Origin of the sequence: Arthrobacter globiformis (assembly GCF_046536215.2) — a bacterium.
In the GTDB taxonomy this organism is placed as follows: Bacteria; Actinomycetota; Actinomycetes; order Actinomycetales; family Micrococcaceae; genus Arthrobacter; species Arthrobacter globiformis_E.
In genome coordinates this window covers 3,429,852-3,450,832 of sequence record NZ_CM143421.1, presented here as the reverse complement: position 1 = coordinate 3,450,832, position 20,981 = coordinate 3,429,852, and the positions used below count along the sequence as shown (strand labels likewise).

The 20,981-nt window shown below is 68.7% G+C and carries 17 protein-coding genes, 1 pseudogene and 1 riboswitch; of the genes and pseudogenes, 13 read left to right on the top strand and 5 right to left on the bottom strand.

Annotation, left to right across the window (positions count from 1 at the left end):
* The first annotated feature begins 41 nt into the window (after positions 1-41).
* Positions 42-1,022: an NAD-dependent epimerase/dehydratase family protein gene (locus tag R5O87_RS15485; protein WP_410556252.1), complete on the top strand. Its 981-nt coding sequence runs from the start codon at positions 42-44 to the stop codon at positions 1,020-1,022.
* Here R5O87_RS15485 and R5O87_RS15480 read toward each other — a convergent pair.
* Complete coding sequence (locus R5O87_RS15480; protein ID WP_410556251.1) at positions 1,019-3,199, bottom strand: MMPL family transporter; 2,181 nt, start codon at positions 3,197-3,199, stop codon at positions 1,019-1,021. The two genes, R5O87_RS15485 and R5O87_RS15480, sit on opposite strands and share 4 nt — an antisense overlap.
* A gap of 156 nt (positions 3,200-3,355) precedes the next feature.
* On the opposite strand from R5O87_RS15480, the gene R5O87_RS15475 reads away from it, so the two are divergent.
* From R5O87_RS15475 to pabB, 5 genes and pseudogenes are all read left to right on the top strand, one after another.
* Complete coding sequence (locus R5O87_RS15475) at positions 3,356-3,865, top strand: MarR family winged helix-turn-helix transcriptional regulator (protein WP_410556250.1); 510 nt, start codon at positions 3,356-3,358, stop codon at positions 3,863-3,865.
* Positions 3,866-3,915: 50 nt separating this feature from the next.
* Complete coding sequence (locus R5O87_RS15470) at positions 3,916-4,731, top strand: methyltransferase domain-containing protein (RefSeq protein ID WP_410556249.1); 816 nt, start codon at positions 3,916-3,918, stop codon at positions 4,729-4,731.
* A 113-nt stretch (positions 4,732-4,844) separates the two neighbouring features.
* On the top strand, positions 4,845-5,468 hold the full coding sequence (locus tag R5O87_RS15465; protein ID WP_410556248.1) for a LysE family transporter: 624 nt from the start codon (positions 4,845-4,847) through the stop codon (positions 5,466-5,468).
* Between the two features lie 112 nt (positions 5,469-5,580).
* Positions 5,581-6,096 (top strand): annotated as a pseudogene (locus R5O87_RS15460) (low molecular weight protein-tyrosine-phosphatase); the annotation flags it as partial.
* A gap of 170 nt (positions 6,097-6,266) precedes the next feature.
* Positions 6,267-8,339, top strand: a complete 2,073-nt coding sequence (gene pabB / locus R5O87_RS15455) for an aminodeoxychorismate synthase component I (protein WP_410556247.1) — start codon at positions 6,267-6,269, stop codon at positions 8,337-8,339.
* A gap of 101 nt (positions 8,340-8,440) precedes the next feature.
* Here the strand turns inward: pabB and cls are convergent, their stop codons facing one another.
* The gene (gene cls, locus R5O87_RS15450) at positions 8,441-9,913 is read right to left on the bottom strand and encodes a cardiolipin synthase (protein ID WP_462836443.1); all 1,473 of its coding nucleotides are present in this window, start codon (positions 9,911-9,913) and stop codon (positions 8,441-8,443) included.
* 96 nt (positions 9,914-10,009) lie between these two features.
* On the opposite strand from cls, the gene R5O87_RS15445 reads away from it, so the two are divergent.
* The 3 genes from R5O87_RS15445 (at position 10,010) to R5O87_RS15435 (ending at position 13,859) form a co-directional block, all read left to right on the top strand.
* On the top strand, positions 10,010-10,942 hold the full coding sequence (locus R5O87_RS15445) for an aminodeoxychorismate lyase (RefSeq protein WP_410556245.1): 933 nt from the start codon (positions 10,010-10,012) through the stop codon (positions 10,940-10,942).
* A gap of 83 nt (positions 10,943-11,025) precedes the next feature.
* Positions 11,026-12,597, top strand: a complete 1,572-nt coding sequence (locus R5O87_RS15440; protein WP_462836313.1) for an FAD-dependent oxidoreductase — start codon at positions 11,026-11,028, stop codon at positions 12,595-12,597.
* 263 nt (positions 12,598-12,860) lie between these two features.
* Entirely contained in the window at positions 12,861-13,859 is a 999-nt protein-coding gene (locus tag R5O87_RS15435) for an EAL domain-containing protein (RefSeq protein WP_410556242.1), read from the top strand.
* Between the two features lie 37 nt (positions 13,860-13,896).
* Here the strand turns inward: R5O87_RS15435 and R5O87_RS15430 are convergent, their stop codons facing one another.
* Genes R5O87_RS15430 through R5O87_RS15420 form a run of 3 tightly spaced genes read right to left on the bottom strand, consistent with a single transcriptional unit; the run spans position 13,897 to position 17,862 of the window.
* Positions 13,897-14,946 (bottom strand): PLP-dependent cysteine synthase family protein, encoded by a 1,050-nt coding sequence (locus R5O87_RS15430; protein ID WP_410556241.1) that lies wholly within the window; start codon positions 14,944-14,946, stop codon positions 13,897-13,899.
* Positions 14,943-16,559 (bottom strand): aromatic amino acid ammonia-lyase, encoded by a 1,617-nt coding sequence (locus R5O87_RS15425; protein WP_410556240.1) that lies wholly within the window; start codon positions 16,557-16,559, stop codon positions 14,943-14,945. The genes R5O87_RS15430 and R5O87_RS15425 overlap by 4 nt, the downstream gene beginning before the upstream one ends.
* A gap of 4 nt (positions 16,560-16,563) precedes the next feature.
* Complete coding sequence (locus R5O87_RS15420; protein ID WP_410556308.1) at positions 16,564-17,862, bottom strand: NtaA/DmoA family FMN-dependent monooxygenase; 1,299 nt, start codon at positions 17,860-17,862, stop codon at positions 16,564-16,566.
* A gap of 299 nt (positions 17,863-18,161) precedes the next feature.
* Positions 18,162-18,276, top strand: a riboswitch (SAM riboswitch).
* Positions 18,277-18,289: 13 nt separating this feature from the next.
* Here R5O87_RS15420 and R5O87_RS15415 point away from each other — a divergent pair.
* From R5O87_RS15415 to R5O87_RS15400, 4 genes are all read left to right on the top strand, one after another.
* Positions 18,290-18,598, top strand: coding sequence for a DUF1737 domain-containing protein (locus R5O87_RS15415; RefSeq protein ID WP_410556239.1), 309 nt, complete (start codon positions 18,290-18,292; stop codon positions 18,596-18,598).
* Positions 18,595-19,005 carry a rhodanese-like domain-containing protein gene (locus tag R5O87_RS15410; protein ID WP_410556238.1) on the top strand — a complete coding sequence of 137 codons (411 nt, stop codon included), beginning with the start codon at positions 18,595-18,597 and terminating at the stop codon, positions 19,003-19,005. The genes R5O87_RS15415 and R5O87_RS15410 overlap by 4 nt, the downstream gene beginning before the upstream one ends.
* A 1-nt stretch (position 19,006) precedes the next feature.
* A complete protein-coding gene (locus R5O87_RS15405; RefSeq protein ID WP_410556237.1) occupies positions 19,007-20,215 on the top strand; it encodes an O-succinylhomoserine sulfhydrylase in 1,209 nt (402 codons plus the stop codon).
* A 368-nt stretch (positions 20,216-20,583) separates the two neighbouring features.
* Entirely contained in the window at positions 20,584-20,961 is a 378-nt protein-coding gene (locus R5O87_RS15400; RefSeq protein ID WP_410556236.1) for a YegP family protein, read from the top strand.
* Positions 20,962-20,981 lie beyond the last annotated feature (20 nt).

Genomic DNA, 20,981 nt, shown 5'->3' with positions numbered 1-20,981 from the left:
GACTCTCCGGTGCAGCCGCACTGCATGAAGGGGAATTTTCAATGTCAGGTTTTTACGTGGTCACCGGCGCCGGCCCTGTGGGCTGGACGGTGGCGGAGCAACTGGCGGAGCGGGGCGAGCGGGTCCGGGTCCTGACCCGCTCGGGAAGCGGTCCCGACCATCCGAACATCGAAAAGCTCAAGGTGGACGCCTCCAATCCGAGCCCGCTGACCGGCGCTTTCGACGGAGCGGCCGCGGTCTTCCACTGCATCCACGGCTCGTCCTACAGCGCCGCGGCGTGGGGACGCGAGCTTCCGGCCGCCGAACAGGCGGTCCTGGCGGAGGCAGGCGAGGCGGGCGCCGTCGTCGTTTTTCCCGAAAGCCTGTACTCCTACAGCAATCCCGAGCGCGTGATGGTTGAAGACAGCGCGCGGGAGGCGTCGGGCGGCAAACGCGGGATCCGCGCGGCGCTGCTGCGGGCGCGGGAGGCGAGCGCCACGGACACCGTCTCTGTGGTGGCGGGTGATTTCTTCGGCCCCCGGGTCCGGATGGCTAACGCCGGCGAGCGCATGGTGCCCGCCGTCCTCGCCCGCCGCCCGCTGCAGGTGGTGGGAAATGCGGACCAACCGCACTCCTTCACTTACGTTCCCGATCTGGCCGCGGCTATGATCGGCGCCGCGGGGCTGCCCGGACTGTGGAACCGGGTTTTGCACGCGCCCACCAACCCGCCACTCACGCAGCGCCAGATCGCCCAGGCCTTTGCCACCGCTGCCGGCGTGCCGCCTGCGAAGGTCCGCACGGTGCCGGGCTGGGTCCTGCGCACCCTGGGACTCTTCTCGGCCGACATGCGGGAGATCAGCGAAATGCTCTACCAGTTCGAGCGGCCCTTCGTGATGGATTCGGCGGCCAGCGAGCAGCAACTGGGGCTACACCCTACGCCGCTGGACGCGGCGGCGAAGGCAACGGTCGAGTGGTGGCGCTCGGAGCTCGCTGCCGGTCCGGGCGCCGGACGTGCGGCCACGGGAATCCCGGCCGGAACCTAGCGGACCGCCGCCTCCGCCGGCTCTTCCGCTTTGGCTGCTTCCTGCGCATCGTGCCGGCCGAGTTTGCCCGGCCACCAGATGCGCCGTCCCAGGTCATAAGCCAGGGCGGGAACCAGGAGCGAGCGCACCAGAACGGTGTCCAGCAGCACCCCGAAGGCCACGATGAATGCCAGCTGGACGAGGAACATGATGGGGATGACGCCCAGTGCCGCAAACGTGGCGGCCAGGACTACTCCGGCCGATGTGATCACGCCGCCGGTCACGCCCAGCCCGCGCAGGATACCGGGGCGGGTCCCGTGCTTGAGCGACTCCTCGCGGACCCGGCTCATGAGGAAGATGTTGTAGTCCACGCCCAGTGCCACGAGGAACACGAAGCCGAACAGCGGCACGGTGGCGTCGGCTCCGGGAAAGCCCAGGATGCTGTTGAACACGAGGGCGGAAACGCCCATGGCGGCCGCGTAGGAGAGAACCACCGAGGCAACAAGCAGGACGGGCGCGAGGACGGACCGCAGCAGGACCATGAGGATGAGCAGAATGACGGCGAGGACCACGGGGATGATCGTGACCAGGTCCCGCTGCGCTGTGGTGTTGGTGTCCAACGCGGTGGCGGTCACCCCGCCGACCAGGGCTTCGGGGTCCACGCGTTTGACGCTCTCCCGCATCGCTGCCACGGCATTCTCCGCGGCATCAGAGTCGGCGGCGAAGTCGAGGGTGGCATTGAGGAGCACCCTGCCGTCGCGCACGGCCGGGCCGGCAGGCGCTCCCGCGGCTCCCGTGATGGGCACGCTGCCCTCGGCCAGGAAGTAGGCAGCGCCCACGCCGTCGGTGGCCCTGACTGCGTCGAGGACTTCCCCGGCCTGCCCCTGGCTGGCCACGATGACCGCGGGACTGCCGCTGCCGGCGTCGAAGTGGCGTGCGAGCGCATCCTGGCCGTCGACGGCGTTGGATGCACTAAGGATGACGGCGGTCTGCGGCACACCGTTGGCTTTCAGCTGCAGGATCCCGGCCGAGGCGGCGGCAAGAAGGAGCACCGACGCCACCCACACCGTGCGGGGACGCCGTGACACCAGGGTTCCGACGCCGCGCCAAAGCCCGCGCTGGCCCTCCAGTCCGGTGGCCAGTTCCGGCTCACGGGCCTCTTCGGGCAGGAGCCTGGGCCTGAAGGGCCAGAACGCGGCACGCCCCAGGAGGGCCGAGAAGGCGGGGAGCAGGGTGAGGGCAGCCAAAAGGGAACACACGATGCCCGCCGCCGCCACCGGGCCCAGCGCCTTGTTGGAGTTGAGGTCGGAAAACAGCAGGCACAGCAGGGCGACGGCAACCGTGGCACCTGAGGCCAGGATCGGCGCGAAGGACGCCCGCCAGGCGGTGAGCGCGGCGGCGGTGCGGTTGGTCGTGTGCTCGAGCGCCTCACGGAAGCGGGCCACGTAGAGCAGTGCGTAATCGGTGGCAGCACCGATCACCAGCATGGAGAGGATGCCCTGGCTCTGACCGTTGAGCTGGATCCAGCCCGCCTTGGCCATGCCGAACACCAGCAGGATGGCGGCGCACAGTGCAAACACCGAGGTCAGCAGCACCGCGAATGGCAGCAGCAGGGAACGGTAGACAACCAGCAGGATGACAAACACCGCCGCCAGCGCCACAAGCAGCAGGATGCCGTCGATGCCCGCAAAGGCCCCCGTCAGATCGGCCGCGAGCCCGGCAGGACCGGTGACGAACGTCTGCGTGCCGTCCGGCGCGGCCGCCCGGACCTCGTTGCGCAACTTCGCGACGGCGTCCGCCGGCTCCGCTGACGCAACGGACACGATGTACTGGACTGCCTTCCCGTCCTGCGACGGCACCGGCCCCACCACCGCGCTGCCCAACTGCAGGTCTTCCAGCCTGGTTTTGAGGGCGGCGGCCGTGCCCAGCTGGGCAGGGGTGAAGGCACTGCCGCTTTCAAGAACGACGACGGCGGGCACCTCGCCGGAATCCTGGAACTTTTGCTGCCACTCGCGGGCCTCGGTGGCCTCCGCCCCGGCCGGAAGGAAGGACGCCTGGTCATTGGACGAGACTTCATCCAGCCTGCCGAAGGTGGGTCCGCCCACCCCGGCAATGCCCACCCAGCCGGCCACGAGGACCACCGGAATGAGCCACCGGAGCCAGAACGGGATCCTCGGAGTGCGGGCTGCCTGGTTCATGGGGGTGACCTCCTGGGCGTGACGGCCCCCGGGCCGCCGTCGATGATTGTTCCAGCATAAACTATCTCTACCATGGAGATATATAGCGGCTTCCCATCGAGCACGGATGCCGTAGCTGTAAACTCCGGAAGGCAACACTGAGGAGAGGAGGCGGACGTGCCCCAGCAGCATGGCAGCCCGCCCGATGGGGCGGCCCCCTCAGCCCCGGGCGGTCAGCACCCCCTGGTACGGCTGCTTCAGGAGTTCACCCTAGAAGCCAACCGCTACGTCGACTCCGCAGGCGGCCGGAACGACATGCACCGGACGGACCTCAACGCCCTCGCCGCCGTTATGAGGCACGCAGCGAACGGCGACGTCGTGACTCCGGGAACCCTGCGGAAGGAACTGAACCTCAGCTCCCCGGCCACCACGGCACTTGTCGACCGGCTGTGCGGCTCCGGACATCTGGTGCGCGTGCGCGAAGGGCAGGACCGGCGGCAGGTGCAGCTCCGGATGACGGACAAGGCGTACCGCGACGGTTCCGCCATATTCATGCCCCTGGCCCGCCACATGGGGAGGGCCATGGCCGGGTTCACGGCGCAGGAACTCGAGACGGCCGCCCGGTTCATGGACGCGATGATCGCGGCCACCGTCGAGGCCAGCCAGGAAGCTTCCGGCGCGCCATAACCACCCTTCCGCTGCCTTCCCGAAATGCGGAGAAGGAGTAGCGTTTCCCTATGAGCGCGCAGCAGCCGGAAGACGTCTACACTCACGGCCACCACGAATCCGTGGTCCGGGCCCATGCCTCGCGGACGGCGGAGAATTCGGCCGCGTTCGTCATCCCGCACCTCACCCCGGGCGTATCGGTGCTCGACGTCGGGTGCGGGCCGGGCAGCATCACGTGCGACTTCGCGCTGCTGGTCGCCCCCGGGAAAGTGACGGGGCTGGACCGCTCACCCGATGTCATCACCCACGCCCGCGAACTGGCGGCCGACCGCGGCGTCGGCAACGTGGAGTTCGTGGCGGGCAACATCTACGACCTCGACTTCGAGGACGACACCTTCGATGTGGTCCACGCCCACCAGGTCCTGCAGCATCTGACCGACCCCGTCGAGGCGCTGCGGGAAATGCGGCGGGTGGCCAGGCCCGGCGGCATCGTCGCGGTCCGCGACGCCGATTTCCATGGCATGAGCTGGTATCCCGCCATTCCGGAGCTCGACGAGTGGATGGACCTCTACCAGCGGATCGCGCGCCGGAACGGTGCCGAGCCCGACGCCGGCCGCCGGCTGGTCTCATGGGCACAGGCCGCCGGCTTCACGGACGTGGCGCCCACCAGCAGCAACTGGCTCTACGCCACCGGGCAGCAGCGCCGCTGGCAGGCCAGGGTGTGGGGCGAACGCGTGCTCCATTCGGCGTTCGCGGAACAGGCCCTCGAGTACGGCTTCGCGCAGGAGGCAGACCTCACGCGCATCTCGGCGGGCTGGCACCGCTGGGGTTCCACCGACGACGGCTGGTTCCTCATTCCCAATGGCGAGGTCATCGCCCGAGCCTAGCGGCCGGCGTCGTCCATTTACCCAAAATGGCCGCTAGCCATCGCGCCAGGCGGCCACTTTAGGTAAATCGCACGGCGGAACAGCCCGCCCCGCGGACCGACTAAACTTGATAGGTGCAATTCTCCCTGTGGCTGGCCCTCGCGGGCGCCGGCGTCCTCATCAGCTTCACCCCTGGCGCGGGCGCCATCAACACCATGAGCAACTCGCTGACCGCCGGGTTCAAGCGGTCCATCTGGGGCATTCTGGGGCAACAGGCCGCGCTGATCCTGCACGTCATCGTGGTGGCGCTCGGCGTCGGAGTCCTGGTTGCCGGCTCCCCGGTCGCTTTCAACGCCATCCGCTACGCCGGCGCCGCCTACCTGGCGTACCTCGGCATCAGGCAGTTCCTGCGCAAGCCGGACCTTGACCAGGAGAAGGTGGCCGCGCTCCGGAACGAGCCCGCCTGGTCCATGTTCCGCCGGGGCCTGTGGGTCAACCTGCTCAACCCCAAAGCCATCGTGTTCTTCCTGGCCTTCATGCCGCAGTTCATCCGGCCCGCCAACCCGCTGCTGCCCCAGTACACCGTGCTCGCGGCAACCGTGGTCCTCATCGACGTCCTGGTCATGTGGTTCTTCTTCGCAGCGGCGGCCAAGTCCTTCCAGCGCTTTACCCACAACGCCCGCGGCCAAACGGTGCTCAACAGGATTTTCGGCATCCTCTTCGTCGCGGTGGGCGTGCTGCTGGCGCTTATCCACTAAATCCTTGCCAGATGGCAATTTTGTGACACGAAGCGCGGCCAACTGCACGCAGCCTGTCGATAATAAGGGCACTTACTAGCCAAGAGGGGCTGGCATCCGACATGCTTAGCGAATGAACTCAACGACGAGCCCGTACCGCGTCATCGCCGTCTGCACCGGCAACATCTGCCGGTCGCCCATGGCCGAACTGATGCTGAGCGCCGCCTTTGCAGAAGCCGGGCTCGCCGACGCCGTGGTCGTTGATTCTGCAGGCACCACCGCCTACGAGGCCGGCCGCCCCATCGATCCCCGGGCAGCCCGGAAACTCACCGCCCACAACCTGCTCTCGGACCGGCACATCGCACGGGAATGGCAATCCGAATGGTTCACCGAACGCCACCTGATACTGGCGCTGGACGTGGACCACTACGGCTGGCTCCGGGCCTCCGCGCCGGACGACGAGTCGCTGTCCCGGATCCGCATGCTCCGCAGCTTCGACCCTGACCTGGCGGACGGCGATCCGCTCGAGCAGGGCATTGAGGACCCCTGGTACGGCGGCCACGCCGACTTCGAGGCGGTGTGGGACCAGGTCCAGGCGGCCGTCCCCGGCATCGTCCGCTACGTGCAGAACGCGATCGCACAGGACGCCTCCGATGCCGGGCGGAACGAATCCGGGCGGAACGACGCCGGCACAGGTCCGGCCCCGGTCCGGATAACTGAGCACCGTGCACGCAACGGCAAGCGCCACACCCATCCGGTCACGGGCACCCCGCTTCACAACGTCAAGGTTCAGGACAGCCAGCAGGTACGCTCTATTTCATGACCCCCGCACCTGTGATCATCGCCATTGACGGGCGGTCCGGCGCAGGTAAAACGACTTTGGCCATCGAACTCGCGGCCACGCTGCGGAACCACCACAAGGTCTCGCTGTTCCACCTCGAGGACATCTATCCCGGTTGGGACGGGCTGTCGGCCGGCATCGAACGCTACGTCACAACGGTGCTGGCGCCCCTGCGGCGCGGCGAAGCGGCCACCTGGGTGAGCTGGGACTGGAAAAACAACGACGACGGCGACCCGCGGGTCACGCTGCCGGCCGAGATCGTGATCGTCGAGGGCGTGGGGGCCGCCGCCGCAGCGGCCAGGCCGCTTCTGGACGCCGTCATCTGGGCGGACTCCCCCGACGGCGAGCGCCGCAGCCGCGCGCTGGCACGCGATGGCGACACGTACGAGCCTTTCTGGGACCAGTGGGCCGGACAGGAGGCGGAACTCCTGGCCGCGGACGACATCCCGGCGCATGCCCACGTCCGGGTCCTCAACCGCGCTGACGGCACCGCCCCCGCAGACACCCTGCAGGCCCTGACCTACCTCCCGGCGCTCACCACCGCCCTGGTTCCCGAGCTGTCCTCTCGGCGCGGCCTGCGCCTCCTGTCCGAACGGCTCGACGCCAGCCCCGATCCCGCCGCGCTTTTCCAGGCGCTGTACGGGACATCCCCGAACGCGGTCTGGCTGGACTCATCGCTGCGTTCGGCGGGCGCGGCCGGTCACGCCAGCGGAACTCCCGCGGCGGAACGCAGCCGTTACAGTGTTTTGGCAGACGACGGCGGCACGTTCGGCCAGTCTGTCCTGCACAGTTCCGGGGTCACACGGATCACCGCCGGCTGTGCCACCGCCAACGTGTCCGGCCCCTTCTTCCGCTGGCTGGAAACGGTCTGGGGACGGAAGGCGGTGCGCGGCCCGGAGGACTACCCGTGCGACTTCGCGCTGGGCTGGCTGGGCTACCTCGGCTACGAACTGAAGCGGGAAACCGGCGGGCAGGACGTCCCCTCGGACACGCCTGACGCGGCGCTGATCTTCGCCGGCCGCGGCGTGGTCCTGGACCACACGGACAACGCGGTGTGGCTGCTTGCCCTCGACGCGCCGGATGCCGAAGGCTGGCTCGAGGGCGCCCGCGCTGCGGTGACCGCCGCACCCGAAGCCGGCGGCAGCACCGGCGTCGTACCTCCCGCAGCCCAAAACACCATGTCTGACAACGCAGCGCCGGCATTTGCCGGCCGGGACAGCGAGGCGAGCTACAAGCGCAAGATCGCCGAAGCGCAGCACCAGATCGCCGAGGGAAATTCCTACGAGGTCTGCCTCACCACCACCCTCGCGGCGGAGGTGCCTGCGCTGGATCCGTGGGCTGCGTACCTTGCCCTGCGCCGGCGGAACCCGGCGCCGTTTGCCAGCTACCTGCGCTTCGGCGGGCTCACGGTGGCCAGCACGTCGCCGGAACGCTTCCTGCGGATTGCGTCCGACGGCGGCATGCGCGCCGAGCCGATCAAGGGAACCCGCCCCCGGGCTGCTGATCCGGACACCGACGCCGCCCTCCGCCACGACCTGGCCACGTCCCTCAAGGACCGGGCGGAAAACATCATGATCGTGGACCTGCTCCGGAACGACCTCAGCCACTTCGCCGAGCCGGGGTCGGTGACCGTCAGCCGGCTGTGCGAGATCGAAAGCTACGCCACGGTGCACCAGCTCGTGAGCACCATCGACGCCGTCCTGCTGCCGGGGTCGCCGCGGGCCGAGGCTGTGGCCGCCTGCTTCCCGGCGGGCTCGATGACCGGGGCGCCGAAGATCAGCACCATGGCCATCCTGGACCGGCTGGAGGAGGGCCCGCGCGGCGTCTATTCCGGCGCGATCGGATACTTCTCGCTGAACGGCGCCACGGACCTGGCGGTGGCCATCCGCACACTGGTGGTGCAGGACGGCGGCGAAGGCGAAACGGTGAAACTCAGCCTCGGCGTCGGCGGCGCCATCACGGCCGACTCCGTGGCACAGGACGAATACGAGGAGATCCGCACCAAGGCCTACGGCGTCCTCTCCACCCTCGGTTCCCCCTTCCCGGATTGAGTTTTTGTCCAGATATCGCGAGTTGGACGGCCTCCAAGTCGCGACAAGTGGACAAAAACTCCACACGCGCGGGTGGGTGAACGCGTTGGGGTCGGGAGGCCTTATTGGACCGTGGCCGTCAGGCGGGCCACGTTGTCCACGTACCTTGCGGCGAGGGGCCGGCGCATCCAGTCCTCAAGCTTGAGCTCGTGGGAGATGTCGCGGTAGGTGTCCTCCACGGCGCGCATGCTGTTGACGGTCTCGGCGCCCAGCAGCATCACCGAGACCTCCAGGTTCAGCGAGAAGGACCGCATGTCCATGTTGGACGACCCCAGGACGGCCACTTCGTCGTCGATGGTGAAGTGCTTGGCGTGGAGCACGAACGGCGCCTTGTACAGGTAGATCCGGACGCCGGCCCGCAGCAGGGCCTCATAGTAGGACTGCTGGGCGTGGTGGACCAGGAACTGGTCGCCCTTCTCGGAGACGAACAGTTCCACGTCCACGCCGCGCTGCGCTGCCGTGGTGATGGCGTAGAGCAGGGAGTCGTCCGGCACGAAGTAGGGGCTGCAGACGGATATCCGGTGCTGCGCCGAGTAGATCAGCGTGTTGAAGAGCCGGAGGTTGTTCTCGGTGGTGAAGCCGGGGCCGCTGGGCACCACCTGGGCCGTGACGCCGCCCGGCGACGGCTCCGCGGGCAGCTGCAGCTGGTCCTCGAGTGACTCGTCGGTCTCGCTGAGCCAGTCGGTGGCGAAGACGACGTTGAGCGTGGGAACGATCGGGCCCCGCAGGCACGCCATCAGCTCGATCCACTCCCGGCCGGCCTTGCGGTGCTTGGGGTTGTTGTAGGAGGGCTCGATCAGGTTCTGGGACCCCGTAAAGGCGACTTCGCCGTCGATCACCATGATCTTGCGGTGGTTGCGCAGGTCCGGCCGGCGCCACTGGCCGTGGATGGGCAGCAGCGGCAGCATCCGCTTCCACTGAATGTTGCTGGCCTTGAGCCGCTTCAGCAGCCGCTTGTACCCCTTCACGCGCAGGGTCCCGATGTGGTCGAAGAGCACGCGGACCTGGACGCCCCGGTCCGCCGCCTCCTCGAGGGCTGTAAGGAGGTCGTCCGTGACGTGGTCCGTGCTCATGATGTAGAACTCGGCGTTGACGAAGCGCCTGGCCTTCCGCACGGCCTCGGTCATGGCACGGATGGAGTCCGGGTAGCCGGGAATCAGCTCCACATGGTTGCCGTCCACCAGCGGGATCGACCCAAGCCGGCGGTTGAGTTCGGCCGCAGACTGGACCCACTCGGGCCCCGAATACTCACTGGCGACGGCGGAAAGCGCCGCGCTGCCGGCACGGACCCGCTCATTGACCAGCTGCTGCTGCTCTGTGCGGCGCCGGGACAGCTTGAAGTTGCCGAAGAGCAGGAAAAGGATCAGCCCCAGGGCCGGCACGAAGAAGATGCCCAGCAGCCAGGCCATGGCCGTGGTGGGCCGCCGGTTGCCCGGGATGATACCCACGGCCAGGACCCTGATGACCAGGTCCGCGCCGCTGAGCAGCAGGATCAGCCACGCCGGCAGTGTTTCCGCCAGCGGAAATGGCCACAACACAGTTGAAACCCCCGTTATTCCTTGCCCTCGCAGCCATTCGGTATGGAGCGGTGAGGCCAGCCTATCGGGCACGGGCCGCACTAAGCTTGAGGCATGACCTCTCGTACCTCCCACACAGTGCTGGTGTTCCTGGATCCGGACTATCAGAACGGCCGGCTTGCCGACCCCGAAAAGCCGCAGCTGATGGCCACTGACCTGGGTGCCACCCGCGGTGACGGGGTGTTCGAGTCCATGCTCGCCGTCGCCGGCCACACGCGGAAGATCCAGGCCCACCTGGACCGGCTGGCCCGCTCGGCGGAGGCGCTGGACCTTGAGATCCCGGGGCAGGCCGACTGGCGCCGCGCGGTGGAGACGGGCGTCGCGGCGTTCCGCTCCGACAACCCGGCGCCTTCCCCGGAACTTGACGAGGCAGTGGTCAAGCTCATCGTCACCCGCGGCATTGAGGGCGCGTCCGCCCCCACCTGCTGGGTGCAGGTCTCCCCCGTGGCCGCGGCCGGACGGCGCCAGCGCGAGACCGGCATCGACGTCATCCTCCTTGACCGCGGCTACGACAGCGATGCGGCCGAGCGTGCCCCGTGGCTCCTGCTCGGCGCGAAGACCCTGTCCTACGCCGTGAACATGGCCGCACTGCGCCACGCCCACAAGCAGGGCGCGGACGACGTCATCTTCACGTCCTCGGACGGCCGGGTGCTGGAAGGCCCCACGTCCACTGTGCTGCTGGCGAACGTGGAGAAGAACGACGCCGGAACAACGGTTAAGCGCCTCGTCACGCCGCAGCTGGACAGCGGCATCCTGCCCGGAACGTCGCAGGGCGCCCTGTTCGCCGCCGCCAAGGCGGCAGGCTGGGAACTGGGCTACGGTCCACTGAAGCCCCAGGACCTGGCCGACGCCGACGCCGTCTGGCTGATCTCCAGCATCCGCCTCCTGGCGCCGGTCAACCACATCGACGGCCGCGAAATCGGCACGCCGGCACTGCGCAAGCAACTGACAGCGGAACTGAACGAATTGTTCGCCGGCATCGAGTAGCGCCAGGGCCTCCGGGCCCGGCGCTACCGCCAGGGGCATTCCCCGCCGGGGGCGGTAGGGGTATGGTCTGCCCCAGGAGGCGATTGCATGCGGTATCCAGCGTCATGAACGGGCCCTTGGCCGGCAAGCCGGTATCCCTCTGGGTGGCCACGGCCGGGACCACCGGCTACCCCTCCCTGGACGGCGACGTCGACGTTGATGTTGCCGTCATCGGCGGCGGGGTCGCGGGACTGACGGCAGCCCTTGCCCTCAAGCGATCCGGGCAAACTGTGGCGGTGATCGAGGCCGCCCGGGTGGGGACCGGCGTCACGGGCCACACCACGGGCAAGGTGACCTCGCTGCACCGCCTCGCCTACACGGAGCTGGCCGGCAACCACGGCGACGCCGCCGCCCGCACGTACGGCCAGGCCAACCAGGCCGCGGTCGGGCACATTGCCAGCACTGTCGCGGAGGAAGGCATCGACTGCGGATTCCGCCGGGTCGCCAACTACACCTACGCGGAATCCGAGACTGCCCTGGAACTGGTCCGGGCGGAAGCCGGGCTCGCCGCCCGGCTGGGGCTTCCCTCGACTTTCACCACCGATGTGCCGCTCCCGTTCCCGGTCAAGGGCGCGGTGCGCTTCGACGACCAGGCGCAGTTCCATTCCATCCGGTACCTGCAGGGCCTGGCCCGCTCCGTTGACGGAGGCGGGAGCTTCGTGTTCGAGGACTCCCGCGCACTGTCCTTCCGGGACGGCTCCCCGGCCACCGTCACCACGGAAACCGGTACAGTCCGGGCCCGGGAAGTCATCGTGGCCACCAACGTGCCCTTCGGAGACGGGGGACGGTTCGATACACGGTGCTACCTCCACCGGTCCTACATCGTCGCCAGCCGCACGGAAGGGCCAGCCGCCGACGCCACCTTCATCGGCGCCGACGAACCCATGCGGTCGATCCTGACGGTCGCCATCGACGGTGCCGGCTACGTGCTCGCCGGAGGCGAGGGCCACAGGGCGTCCGACGGCGGCGATCCCGCCGGCCGCTACGGCCGCCTCGCCGCCTTCGCGCGCGACCAGCTCGGCGCCGGCGAGCCGGCTTTTCGCTGGTCCACGCAGGACGAAATGCCGGTGGACGGGCTGCCGTATGTCGGGCTCCTGTCACCGGAGGCCAAGCACGTGCACGTCATCACCGGGCTGCGGAAGTGGGGGCTGACAAACGGCACAGCCGCGGCACTCATCCTCACCGACGCACTCTCCGGCCGCGCCAACCCGTGGGCGGCGGTGTTCGACAGCAGCCGGAGCACACCGGCGCCGGCGTATTCACCGGTGCCCGGCGCCGCCGCTGCCGCCGCTCCAGCCGCTTCCGGCCAGGCGGGCCCGCCTCCCCGCGGCCTTACACTTCCGCCGCCGGGGGAAGGTACAGTCCTGGAGGTCGACGGCGGCCCTGTCGCCGTCTACACGGATCCCGGCGGGCAGGTCAGCGCCGTCTCGGCCATCTGCACGCATCTGGGCTGCACCGTAGGCTTCAACTCCGCCGACAAAAGCTGGGACTGCCCCTGCCACGGTTCCCGCTTCGCTCTCGACGGATCGGTCATCCAGGGCCCGGCCACGAAGGACCTCGCTGCCCGGAACCTGGCCGGCCAGGGCGAGGAGCCCGGGGCGGGCCATCCCGGGTAACCATGGGACCGGTAACGAATTGGCGCCGTTCAAATAAATGCGGGACAAGCCGATGCCCGGCGTTGTACTCTTCTTCCACGGCCACTGCCCGCGCCGCGCGGCGGTGATGGCACGTGGCCTGGTTCCGGGCTCAGCCGGAATGAGTACGTACAAAGGAATAGCCGATGTCCCGGGATGACAACTCCCTGCACACATTGACAAACTCACTACCCACGGGCTGGGGGGCCCAGGCAGCACTGCCGGGGGACATGGGGGAAATTTCTGTGCGCTGGCAAGCCCACCAGATCATTGCCGAACTGCTCGCCGAATCAGATCCGGCCACCGAGTGGACCCGCGCGCAACTGCGCGCCCTGTGCGAAGCCCACCCGGATAATCCCGAACAGGTGCTGCTCGAGCACCTGACCGCCACCACGGAGCTGGCCAACGCAGAAAACGGCGCCATCCCGGTGAGCGAGCGTCCCCAGGGCGTGGCTGCGCCTGAGCCCGTGCCCTTTACGCGGCGCAGCAGAAACCGCATTGAAGCCATCCTCGCCGACAAGATGCTGATGACCGCGTTCCAGCCGATCCGCCGGCTTCCGGAGGGGCAGGTGATCGGCGTCGAGGCCCTGACCCGGTTCGTCAGCGACGACGGTGCCAGCGCGGACCACTGGTTCAGTGAGGCAGAGTCCGTCGGGCTGGGCACCGACCTTGAACTCGCGGCCCTGCACCGGGCACTTTCCGTGGCGCAGGCCGTGCCCGACCACATGTTCATCGCCCTGAACCTGACGCCGGCAACGTGCGCGGACCCAAGGATCCCGGGGCTGCTGGAACATTCCCAGCTGGCCATGGACCGGATGGTCATCGACCTGAACGGCCCGGTCCCCCTCGACCAGTACCCGGCGCTGACGGCCGCCATCGCTCCGCTGCGGCGCCGCGGGCTGCGGATCGCAGTGAACGGCGCCGAGGTGGGCTTCACGTCCATGGACCAGGTCCTGGAACTCCACCCGGACATCATCAAGCTGGACCGGAGCTTCATCGCGGGCATCGAGGACTCCCCGGGCCAGCGCCTGAGGGCGGCCGCCATGGGTGAACTCGCCCGGTACATTGATGCGGCCATCGGCGCCCAGGGCGTGGAGACGCCGGAGGAACTGGAGGCCGTGACCGAGCTCGGCATGGTTGCCGCGCAGGGCTACCTGCTGGGCAGGCCCTCCGTCCATCCGCTGGACTGGAACGCTTGGATCCGTTCCGAAAGCGAGACCGCCGCCAGCGGCCCGGCCTCCTGAGCCAGTCCTTCGCCAGACGCTGGTCCTCCGCGGGGCGCTAGTCCTCCGCGAGATCGGCGGCCAGCCGGATGTGGTTGTCCGCCAGCCATACGGGGTTGAAGGCCTTGCTCTGGTAGTTGGCGCCCGTGTCCGGGGCGATCGCCACCACCACTGACCCGTGCGGCGCCGCCCTGGCCACCCGGAGCGCCGCCGCCACCGTCAGCCCCGACGACGGCCCGAGGGACAGGCCTTCGTCGTTGAGCAGCCGGTGCAGCGTGGTGTAGACCTCGTCGTTCGGGATCCGCAGGAACCGGTCCAGCAGGCCGCGGTCAAAGACCTTCGGCCAGTCGGGCTTGGGCCAGGAGTTGCCGACGCCGTCCACCAGGATCTGGCCCGGATGCCCGCCGCTGTAGACCGAACCGTACGGGTCCGCGCCGACCACCTCCACGTGCCCGCCGGACTTCTCCTTGAGGTACCGCCCGTTCCCGGTGATGGTGCCGCCGGTGCCCACGCCTGCGACGAAGTGCGTCACCCGGCCGCCCGTCTGCTCCCAGATCTCCGGCGCGGTCCCCTCGTAGTGCGCCCTCGGGTTGGCGGGGTTATCGAACTGCAGCGGACGCCAGGCGCCGGGGATTTCGGCGGTGATCCGGGCCGCGACCGCTCGCGCGTTCTCCGGTGAATCCGACGGCGCGCTCCAGTCCGTAAACACCACCCGAGCCCCGTACCGGTTCAGGGCCTCCAGCTTTTCGGACGAGATGGAATCGCCGGTCACCACTACCACGGGATGCCCGGTCAGTGCCCCGATCAGTGCCAGCCCGATTCCGGTGTTCCCGGAGGTGCTTTCCACGATGGTCCCGCCGGGCTGCAGCTCGCCGCTGCGTTCGGCCGCCCGGACCATGCTCAGCGCGGTCCGGTCTTTGATGGAACCGCCCGGATTCTCCGATTCGAGCTTGACGAAGACGGTGCTGCCCAGGCCGCGGCTCAGCACCTCCAAAGGCACCAGCGGAGTGTTCCCCACGCGCGCCAGTACAGCGTCGGCGTCCATGCCCGGATCCACTATCGGCGCCACGTGCCGTGGCTGGTGGCCGCTCCCTGTCAGAGTGGTCATGCTTCTCCTCCCCCGTCATCCGTGCTTCCCGCATCCGGTATCTGTAATTCGGGCAGTCCTGCCAGCAGCTCCCCCAGTGCGGCACGCGCGCTGTCCACCAGCACCGCCGCCGGAAGCTGCCCGGCCAGCAGTTCCGACAGCCGCGCCACAACGGCGCCGGCGCCTGCTCCGGGCCGCCGGATTTCGGCCTCCCGCAGGTCCGTGTCCTCTGCCTCCGCCAAGAGGTAGGAAGCCGTCAATGCCTCGATGGTGAGGAGCTTGGCCGCGGCCTCCACCGAGCGCTCCAGCTGCTGGAGTGCCAGCGGGGCCAGCGTGGAATGGTCCTCCACGTCCGCGGACAGGGTGGGCGCTCCAAGGGTGGCAGGTGCCGCCAGGAATTTCAGCTCCGCCAGCAGTCCTGCCGCCGAGTACCAGAGCAGCCCCGGCAGGTCTTCGGACGCGAGCGGTGTCCCGGCCCGGGCCGCCTCGAGGTTGAGCTGCCGGATCAGGCGCTGCGGCGGGTAGAGCTTGGCGATCCGCCGCTCGCTGCTGATTCCCACATGCGCCAGTCCCAGCCGCAGCGCCTCGAACGCCAGGGCCAGCTGCATCGGCTGGAAGTTCCCGCCGGACACCATCCTTCCGGAGGCTATGTCCGCGAGCGGGTTATCGCCCCGGCCGTTGAGCTCCACCTCGAGCGCCTCCGCCAGGGCCGTGGCCTGGGCCCGGAACGCACCGTGCGTCTGCGGCGCCGCGCGAAAGGACAGGGCATCCTGGACGGACACCTGCCGCCGCGGGTCCTCCAGCCAGCCGCCGCGGACCAGCCGCCGGACGTTGGCCGCCGAGACGCGCTGGCCGTCCACCGCCTTGGCCGACTGCACAGCCGGCGAGAACGGGCTGAGGTTCCCGCCGCCGTCGTACCTTGCAGTGGCCTCCAGCGAGAGCGCCAGCGCGGTGTCCGCCAGATCGGCGAGCCACCGGATGCGGCGGAGTTCCAGCACGCCGGCGCCGATCGAATAGGAGTTGGCGCTGACCAGCGCCAGTGCCTCGCCCGGCGCCAGGACCAGCGGTTCCAGCCCGGCGGCGGTGAGCGCCTCCGCGCCGTCCTGCAGGCCGCCGCCGGGAGCCAGCACCTGCCCTTCCCCGATGGCGACGGCGGCAACGGCCGCCAGCTGGGTGAGGTCCGACGAGCCGACGGACCCGTCACGCGGAACGGCCGGCAGCACGCCCCTGTTCAGCAGTTCGGCGTAAAACCGGGCAGTTTCCGGGCGCACCCCCGAGCCTCCCCGGGTGAAGCCAATGAGCCTGGCCAGGATCAGGGCGCGGACTTCATCGCGGTCCAGCAGCTCGCCGACGCCACTGTGGTGGTAGCGCACCACCTGCAGCTGGTAGTCGAGGATGGATTCCTGCTCCACGGCCGTGTCCCGGCCGGAGCCAAGCAGGGTGTTGAGGCCGTAGACCCGGTGGCCGGAATCGATGGCCGCCTGCACCACCTGGCGGGACAGGCCCACGAGCTCGAGGGCTTCGGCACTGAGGACCACCTCCACCGCGGGATCGGCGGCGGCCGCGGCCACGTCGTCGGCACGGATGTGGGCCGTGCCGATCAGGAACGTGCCGCGTGCCTCAGCCCCTGCCATGGCGCTAGAAGTCCAGCAGGTTCCGGCGGAAGCCGCCGTCGCCGTAGCTCGTGCGCAGCAGTCCCCGACGCCGGAGCACCGGTGCCAGCCTGTCCAGCACGCCGTGGATGGTGGCCGGGTCCACGAAGCCGGAGAAGAGGAACCCGTCGCCGCCCACGGCTGCGCCGGTTTCCTCGAGGTAGTCCGCGATTTCCTCCGCGGTGCCGATGATGCTGTCGCCGGCGCCGCCGCTGCGGGCCTGCAGGATCTGCCGCAGGGTGGAGCCCGGCGGCGCGGCCTTGGAGAAGTGCTCCAGGGTGCCCTGGTTGCTGTTGGTGCTGAGTTCGGGGAGGGGCGCGTCGAGGTCGAACTGCTTGAAGTCGATGACGGACAGGTAGGAGATGGAGTTGAGTTGGCTGTCGATGTCCCGCTGTGTAAGCTCCCGGCGCGCGGCCCGCACTTCCTCGGCCTCGGCCCTGGAACCGGTCACGGTGGGTTTGAGGACGAACAGCACCTTGACGTCGTCGGGGTTCCGGCCGGCCGAGGCGGCTTCGGCGCGGATGGAGTCCCGGTAGGCCTTCATGCCGTCCACGCCGCGGGCCAGCGCTATCGCGACGTCGGCGTTTGCTCCGGCGAAGGCCTTGCCCCGCGGGGACGCCCCGGCCTGCACCAGCACCGGTTCCTCCGGTAGCGGCGCCGTGTTCAGCGGCCCCCTGACCTTGAAGAACTCGCCGTCGTGGTGGTGGATCGGCCGGACCTTCGTGTGGTCCGCAAAGATGCCCGCCCGGGCATCCTCCCGGATGGCGTCCGGTTCCCAGCTGCGCCACAGCTTGCGGACGACGTCCACGAATTCCTCGGCCTTCTCGTAGCGGAGGTCGTGCTCGATCTGCTGGTCCAGTCCGTAGTTCTGCGCGGCAAGGTCGCTGCCGGAGGTCACCACGTTCCAGCCCAGCTGACCGTTGGAGAAGTGCTGTAGCGTGGCCAGCAGCCGGGCCGCGGTGAACGGCGGATAGAAGGATGCGCTGATGGTGGGCACAATGCCCAGGTGCTCCGTGGCAGAAAGCAGATACGGCACCAGGGCCAGCGGATCGTGCTTCGGCGCAAAGGACGCCTGCGCCAGTGAGACCTCGGCGCTGCCGCCGTAGGTGTCCGGGACGGTGAGCGAATCCTCGATGATGAACAGGTCCAGCCCGGCCCGCTCGAATTCCCTGACCGCGTGCTGGTAGGGGGCGGGCTTCTTCCAGTCATAGCCGATTCCGTAGCCGGGCGTGCCCCAGCCCTGAACCCCGAAGCCATGGCCCACAAACCATCCAAAGTGCAGCATGGGAGTCACTGTATTCGCGGTCGAATCATTCACTGTGGCCTGGTTTCATCCGGCGTTACGGCGGTTCATCTCCCGTCATTATCCTCCCGCCCACCGGCTTTGTAACCGCAACGCGGAGGGCCCACGCCCGCCGGGTTCCCTGGCCGAGCTTGCGAGGGAAGGGAGCGGGTGGGGACAGTTAGCGCCCCTTCCGCATCCCTTATTGGGCGCTAAGTGACCCCGCGTTGCTGTTGGGTGCGTTACGGAACATGACGACGGCGGCGGTGCGTGCCGCCGTCGTCAGTGTTACTTTTTTGGGGAGTAATGAGTACCGGCATTAAGCCCTGACTGGCCGGTCGGCAACCCTCCTTCCACGGCGGGGTGCCTCAGGTGAATACTCGGCATATCGACCACTTCGAGCTGCAAGCGTGAGAAAAGGAGATCCGTCGTGTCAGACGCCCCCGCCGTTGCAACGCTGCCGTCCCAGCAGGATAAACCTGAGGAAAAACTGTCCTACCGCCTGATCACGGGCCCGGACGACCGCTCATTCTGCGAGCGCATCTCGGCTGCCCTGGCGGAGGGATACGTGCTGCACGGCAGCCCGGCAGCCACCTTCAACGGCACCAGCGTCATCGTGGCCCAGGCTGTCATCCTGCCTGCCGCCATCGCCAGCGCAGATGCCGCGGTCGCCACCGCCGTGGACCGGCTGGACTCCGACGAGGACCTCAGCGCAGAAGTGTACGAGGGTCACGCATGAGCTACGCCGGAGACATCACCCCGCAGGATGCCTGGGCCAAGCTCGAGGACGGCGCCATCCTGGTGGATGTGCGCACCGAGGGCGAATGGGCGCACATCGGCATTCCGGACACCAAGGCCACGGAGAACGATCCGCTCTTCATCCAGTGGACCTTTCCCGGCGGCATTCCCAACCCCGAGTTCGTGGAGCAGCTCAAGCAGCAGGCGCCTGAGGACACCCGGGTGGAGCTGCTGTTCCTGTGCCGCTCCGGCCAGCGCTCCATCGCCGCTGCCATCGCCGCCACGCAGGCCGGCTTCACGGCCTACAACGTCCTCGAAGGCTTCGAGGGCGAGCCCGACCGTTACGGTGAGCGCACCGTGAACGGGTGGAAGAACCGCGGCCTGCCGACGAACCTGGGAAAGAACTAAGTTGACCTTTAATCACGACGCCGCCGGCTGGAGCCCCGATACCCAAGCCGTCCGCGGCGGGCTTGACCGCACCAATTTCCAAGAGACCACCGAGCCCGTCTTCCTCAACTCCGGGTTCGTCTACGAGTCCGCCGCGGCCGCCGAACGCGCCTTCACCGGCGAGGACGAACGCTTCGTCTACTCGCGCTACGGCAACCCGTCCGTGGCCACCTTCCAGGAGCGGCTCCGCCTTCTCGAAGGCACCGAGGCGTGCTTCGCGACGGCGTCCGGCATGTCCGCCGTGTTCACCGCCCTGGGCGCCCTGCTCGGCGCCGGGGACCGTGTGGTCGCCAGCCGCTCCCTGTTCGGCTCCTGCTTCGTCATCCTCAACGAGATCCTGCCGCGCTGGGGTGTGGAGACCGTATTCGTCGACGGTCCGGACCTCGAGCAGTGGAGCGCCGCCCTCTCGGTGCCCACCACGGCCGTTTTCTTCGAATCCCCGTCCAACCCCATGCAGGAAATCGTGGACATCGCCGCGGTCAGCGAACTCGCCCACGCCGCCGGCGCCAAGGTGGTGGCGGACAACGTGTTCGCCACCCCGCTGCTGCAGCGCTGCGGAGACCTCGGCGCGGACGTGGTGGTCTACTCCGGCACCAAGCACATCGACGGCCAGGGCCGCGTGATGGGCGGCGCCATCCTGGGCACCAAGGAATTCATCGACGGCCCGGTCAAGCAGCTCATGCGGCACACCGGCCCGGCACTCTCCTCGTTCAACGCCTGGGTCCTGACCAAGGGCCTGGAGACCATGTCCCTCCGCGTGAACCACTCCTCCGCCACGGCGCTGCGCCTGGCCGAATGGCTGGAGGCCCAGCCCGCCGTCAACTGGGTCAAGTACCCGCTGCTCAAGTCGCACCCGCAGTACGAACTGGCGGCCCGGCAGATGAAGGCCGGCGGCACCGTCCTCACGCTGGAACTTGCGACGACGGCAGGCCAGTCGGGCAAGGAAGCGGCCTTTGCGCTGCTGGACGCCCTGAAGATCATCGACATCTCCAACAACCTGGGCGACGCCAAGTCGCTGATCACCCACCCGGCCACCACGACGCACCGGGCCATGGGCCCGGAGGGACGCGCGGCGATCGGGCTCAGCGACGGCGTGGTGCGGCTGTCCGTCGGCCTCGAGGACCCCGATGACCTCATTGCCGACCTGGAGCAGGCGCTCAAGCAGATCTGACCATTCCAGGTTTGATTGCTGTGGTGCTTCGCCAGACCTCCCCTCGTGAGATCCGGCCCTTCGGGGCCGGATCTTTTTTGCTTCCGGCGGCGGGCTGTGAACGCGGGTTGCGCTGCGCGTCCCTTCGTTTCGGGTGTCCTTGAGAACGGCGCGGCGGCGCGGTTTAGTGGATGGACAGGCAGGGTTTACCCAGGGTTTACATGGATGGTCTTGTAGGGTCCATGTGCGCTGGGCAGACTCTAAGGACACCCATGAACCGATGAAACCCCTATCGGTTCAGCACCCCACCCAAGGACAGACGCAGCGATGCGTTCGGGGCTGCGGCCGCGACGACGCCGCGTGCAGCCTCCCTGACCGGAAGGACCGCCATGGCCGGAGTATTTGAAGTTTTTGTTGATGCAGAGTCCCAGTTCCGGTTCCGGCTGAAGGCCCCCGATGGAACCGTGCTGGCTGTCTCCGCCCCCTTCGAGGACAAGCGCGCGGCTGCGGCCGGGATCGCCAACGTCCGCGAGTGCGCCGGGACGGGGCTCATCACGGACCTCTCTCCGGCGGCACCCCAGGTGGCAGCCGGCGCCGCGGAGCACGAGGCCGCCGCCCGCGTATCGGCCCTCAAACAGGCGCCCCTCCCGGCACGGGCCGACCACCTCCGGCAGGGATTCGGCAAGAAGCGCACGCCGTCGGAGGCTCCCGGGTCGCCGCTGCGCCGTCCGGCGGCAGCACAGGCCCGGTGGACCGGCGCAGCCTAGCGGCTGAGGAGCGGTTGTCG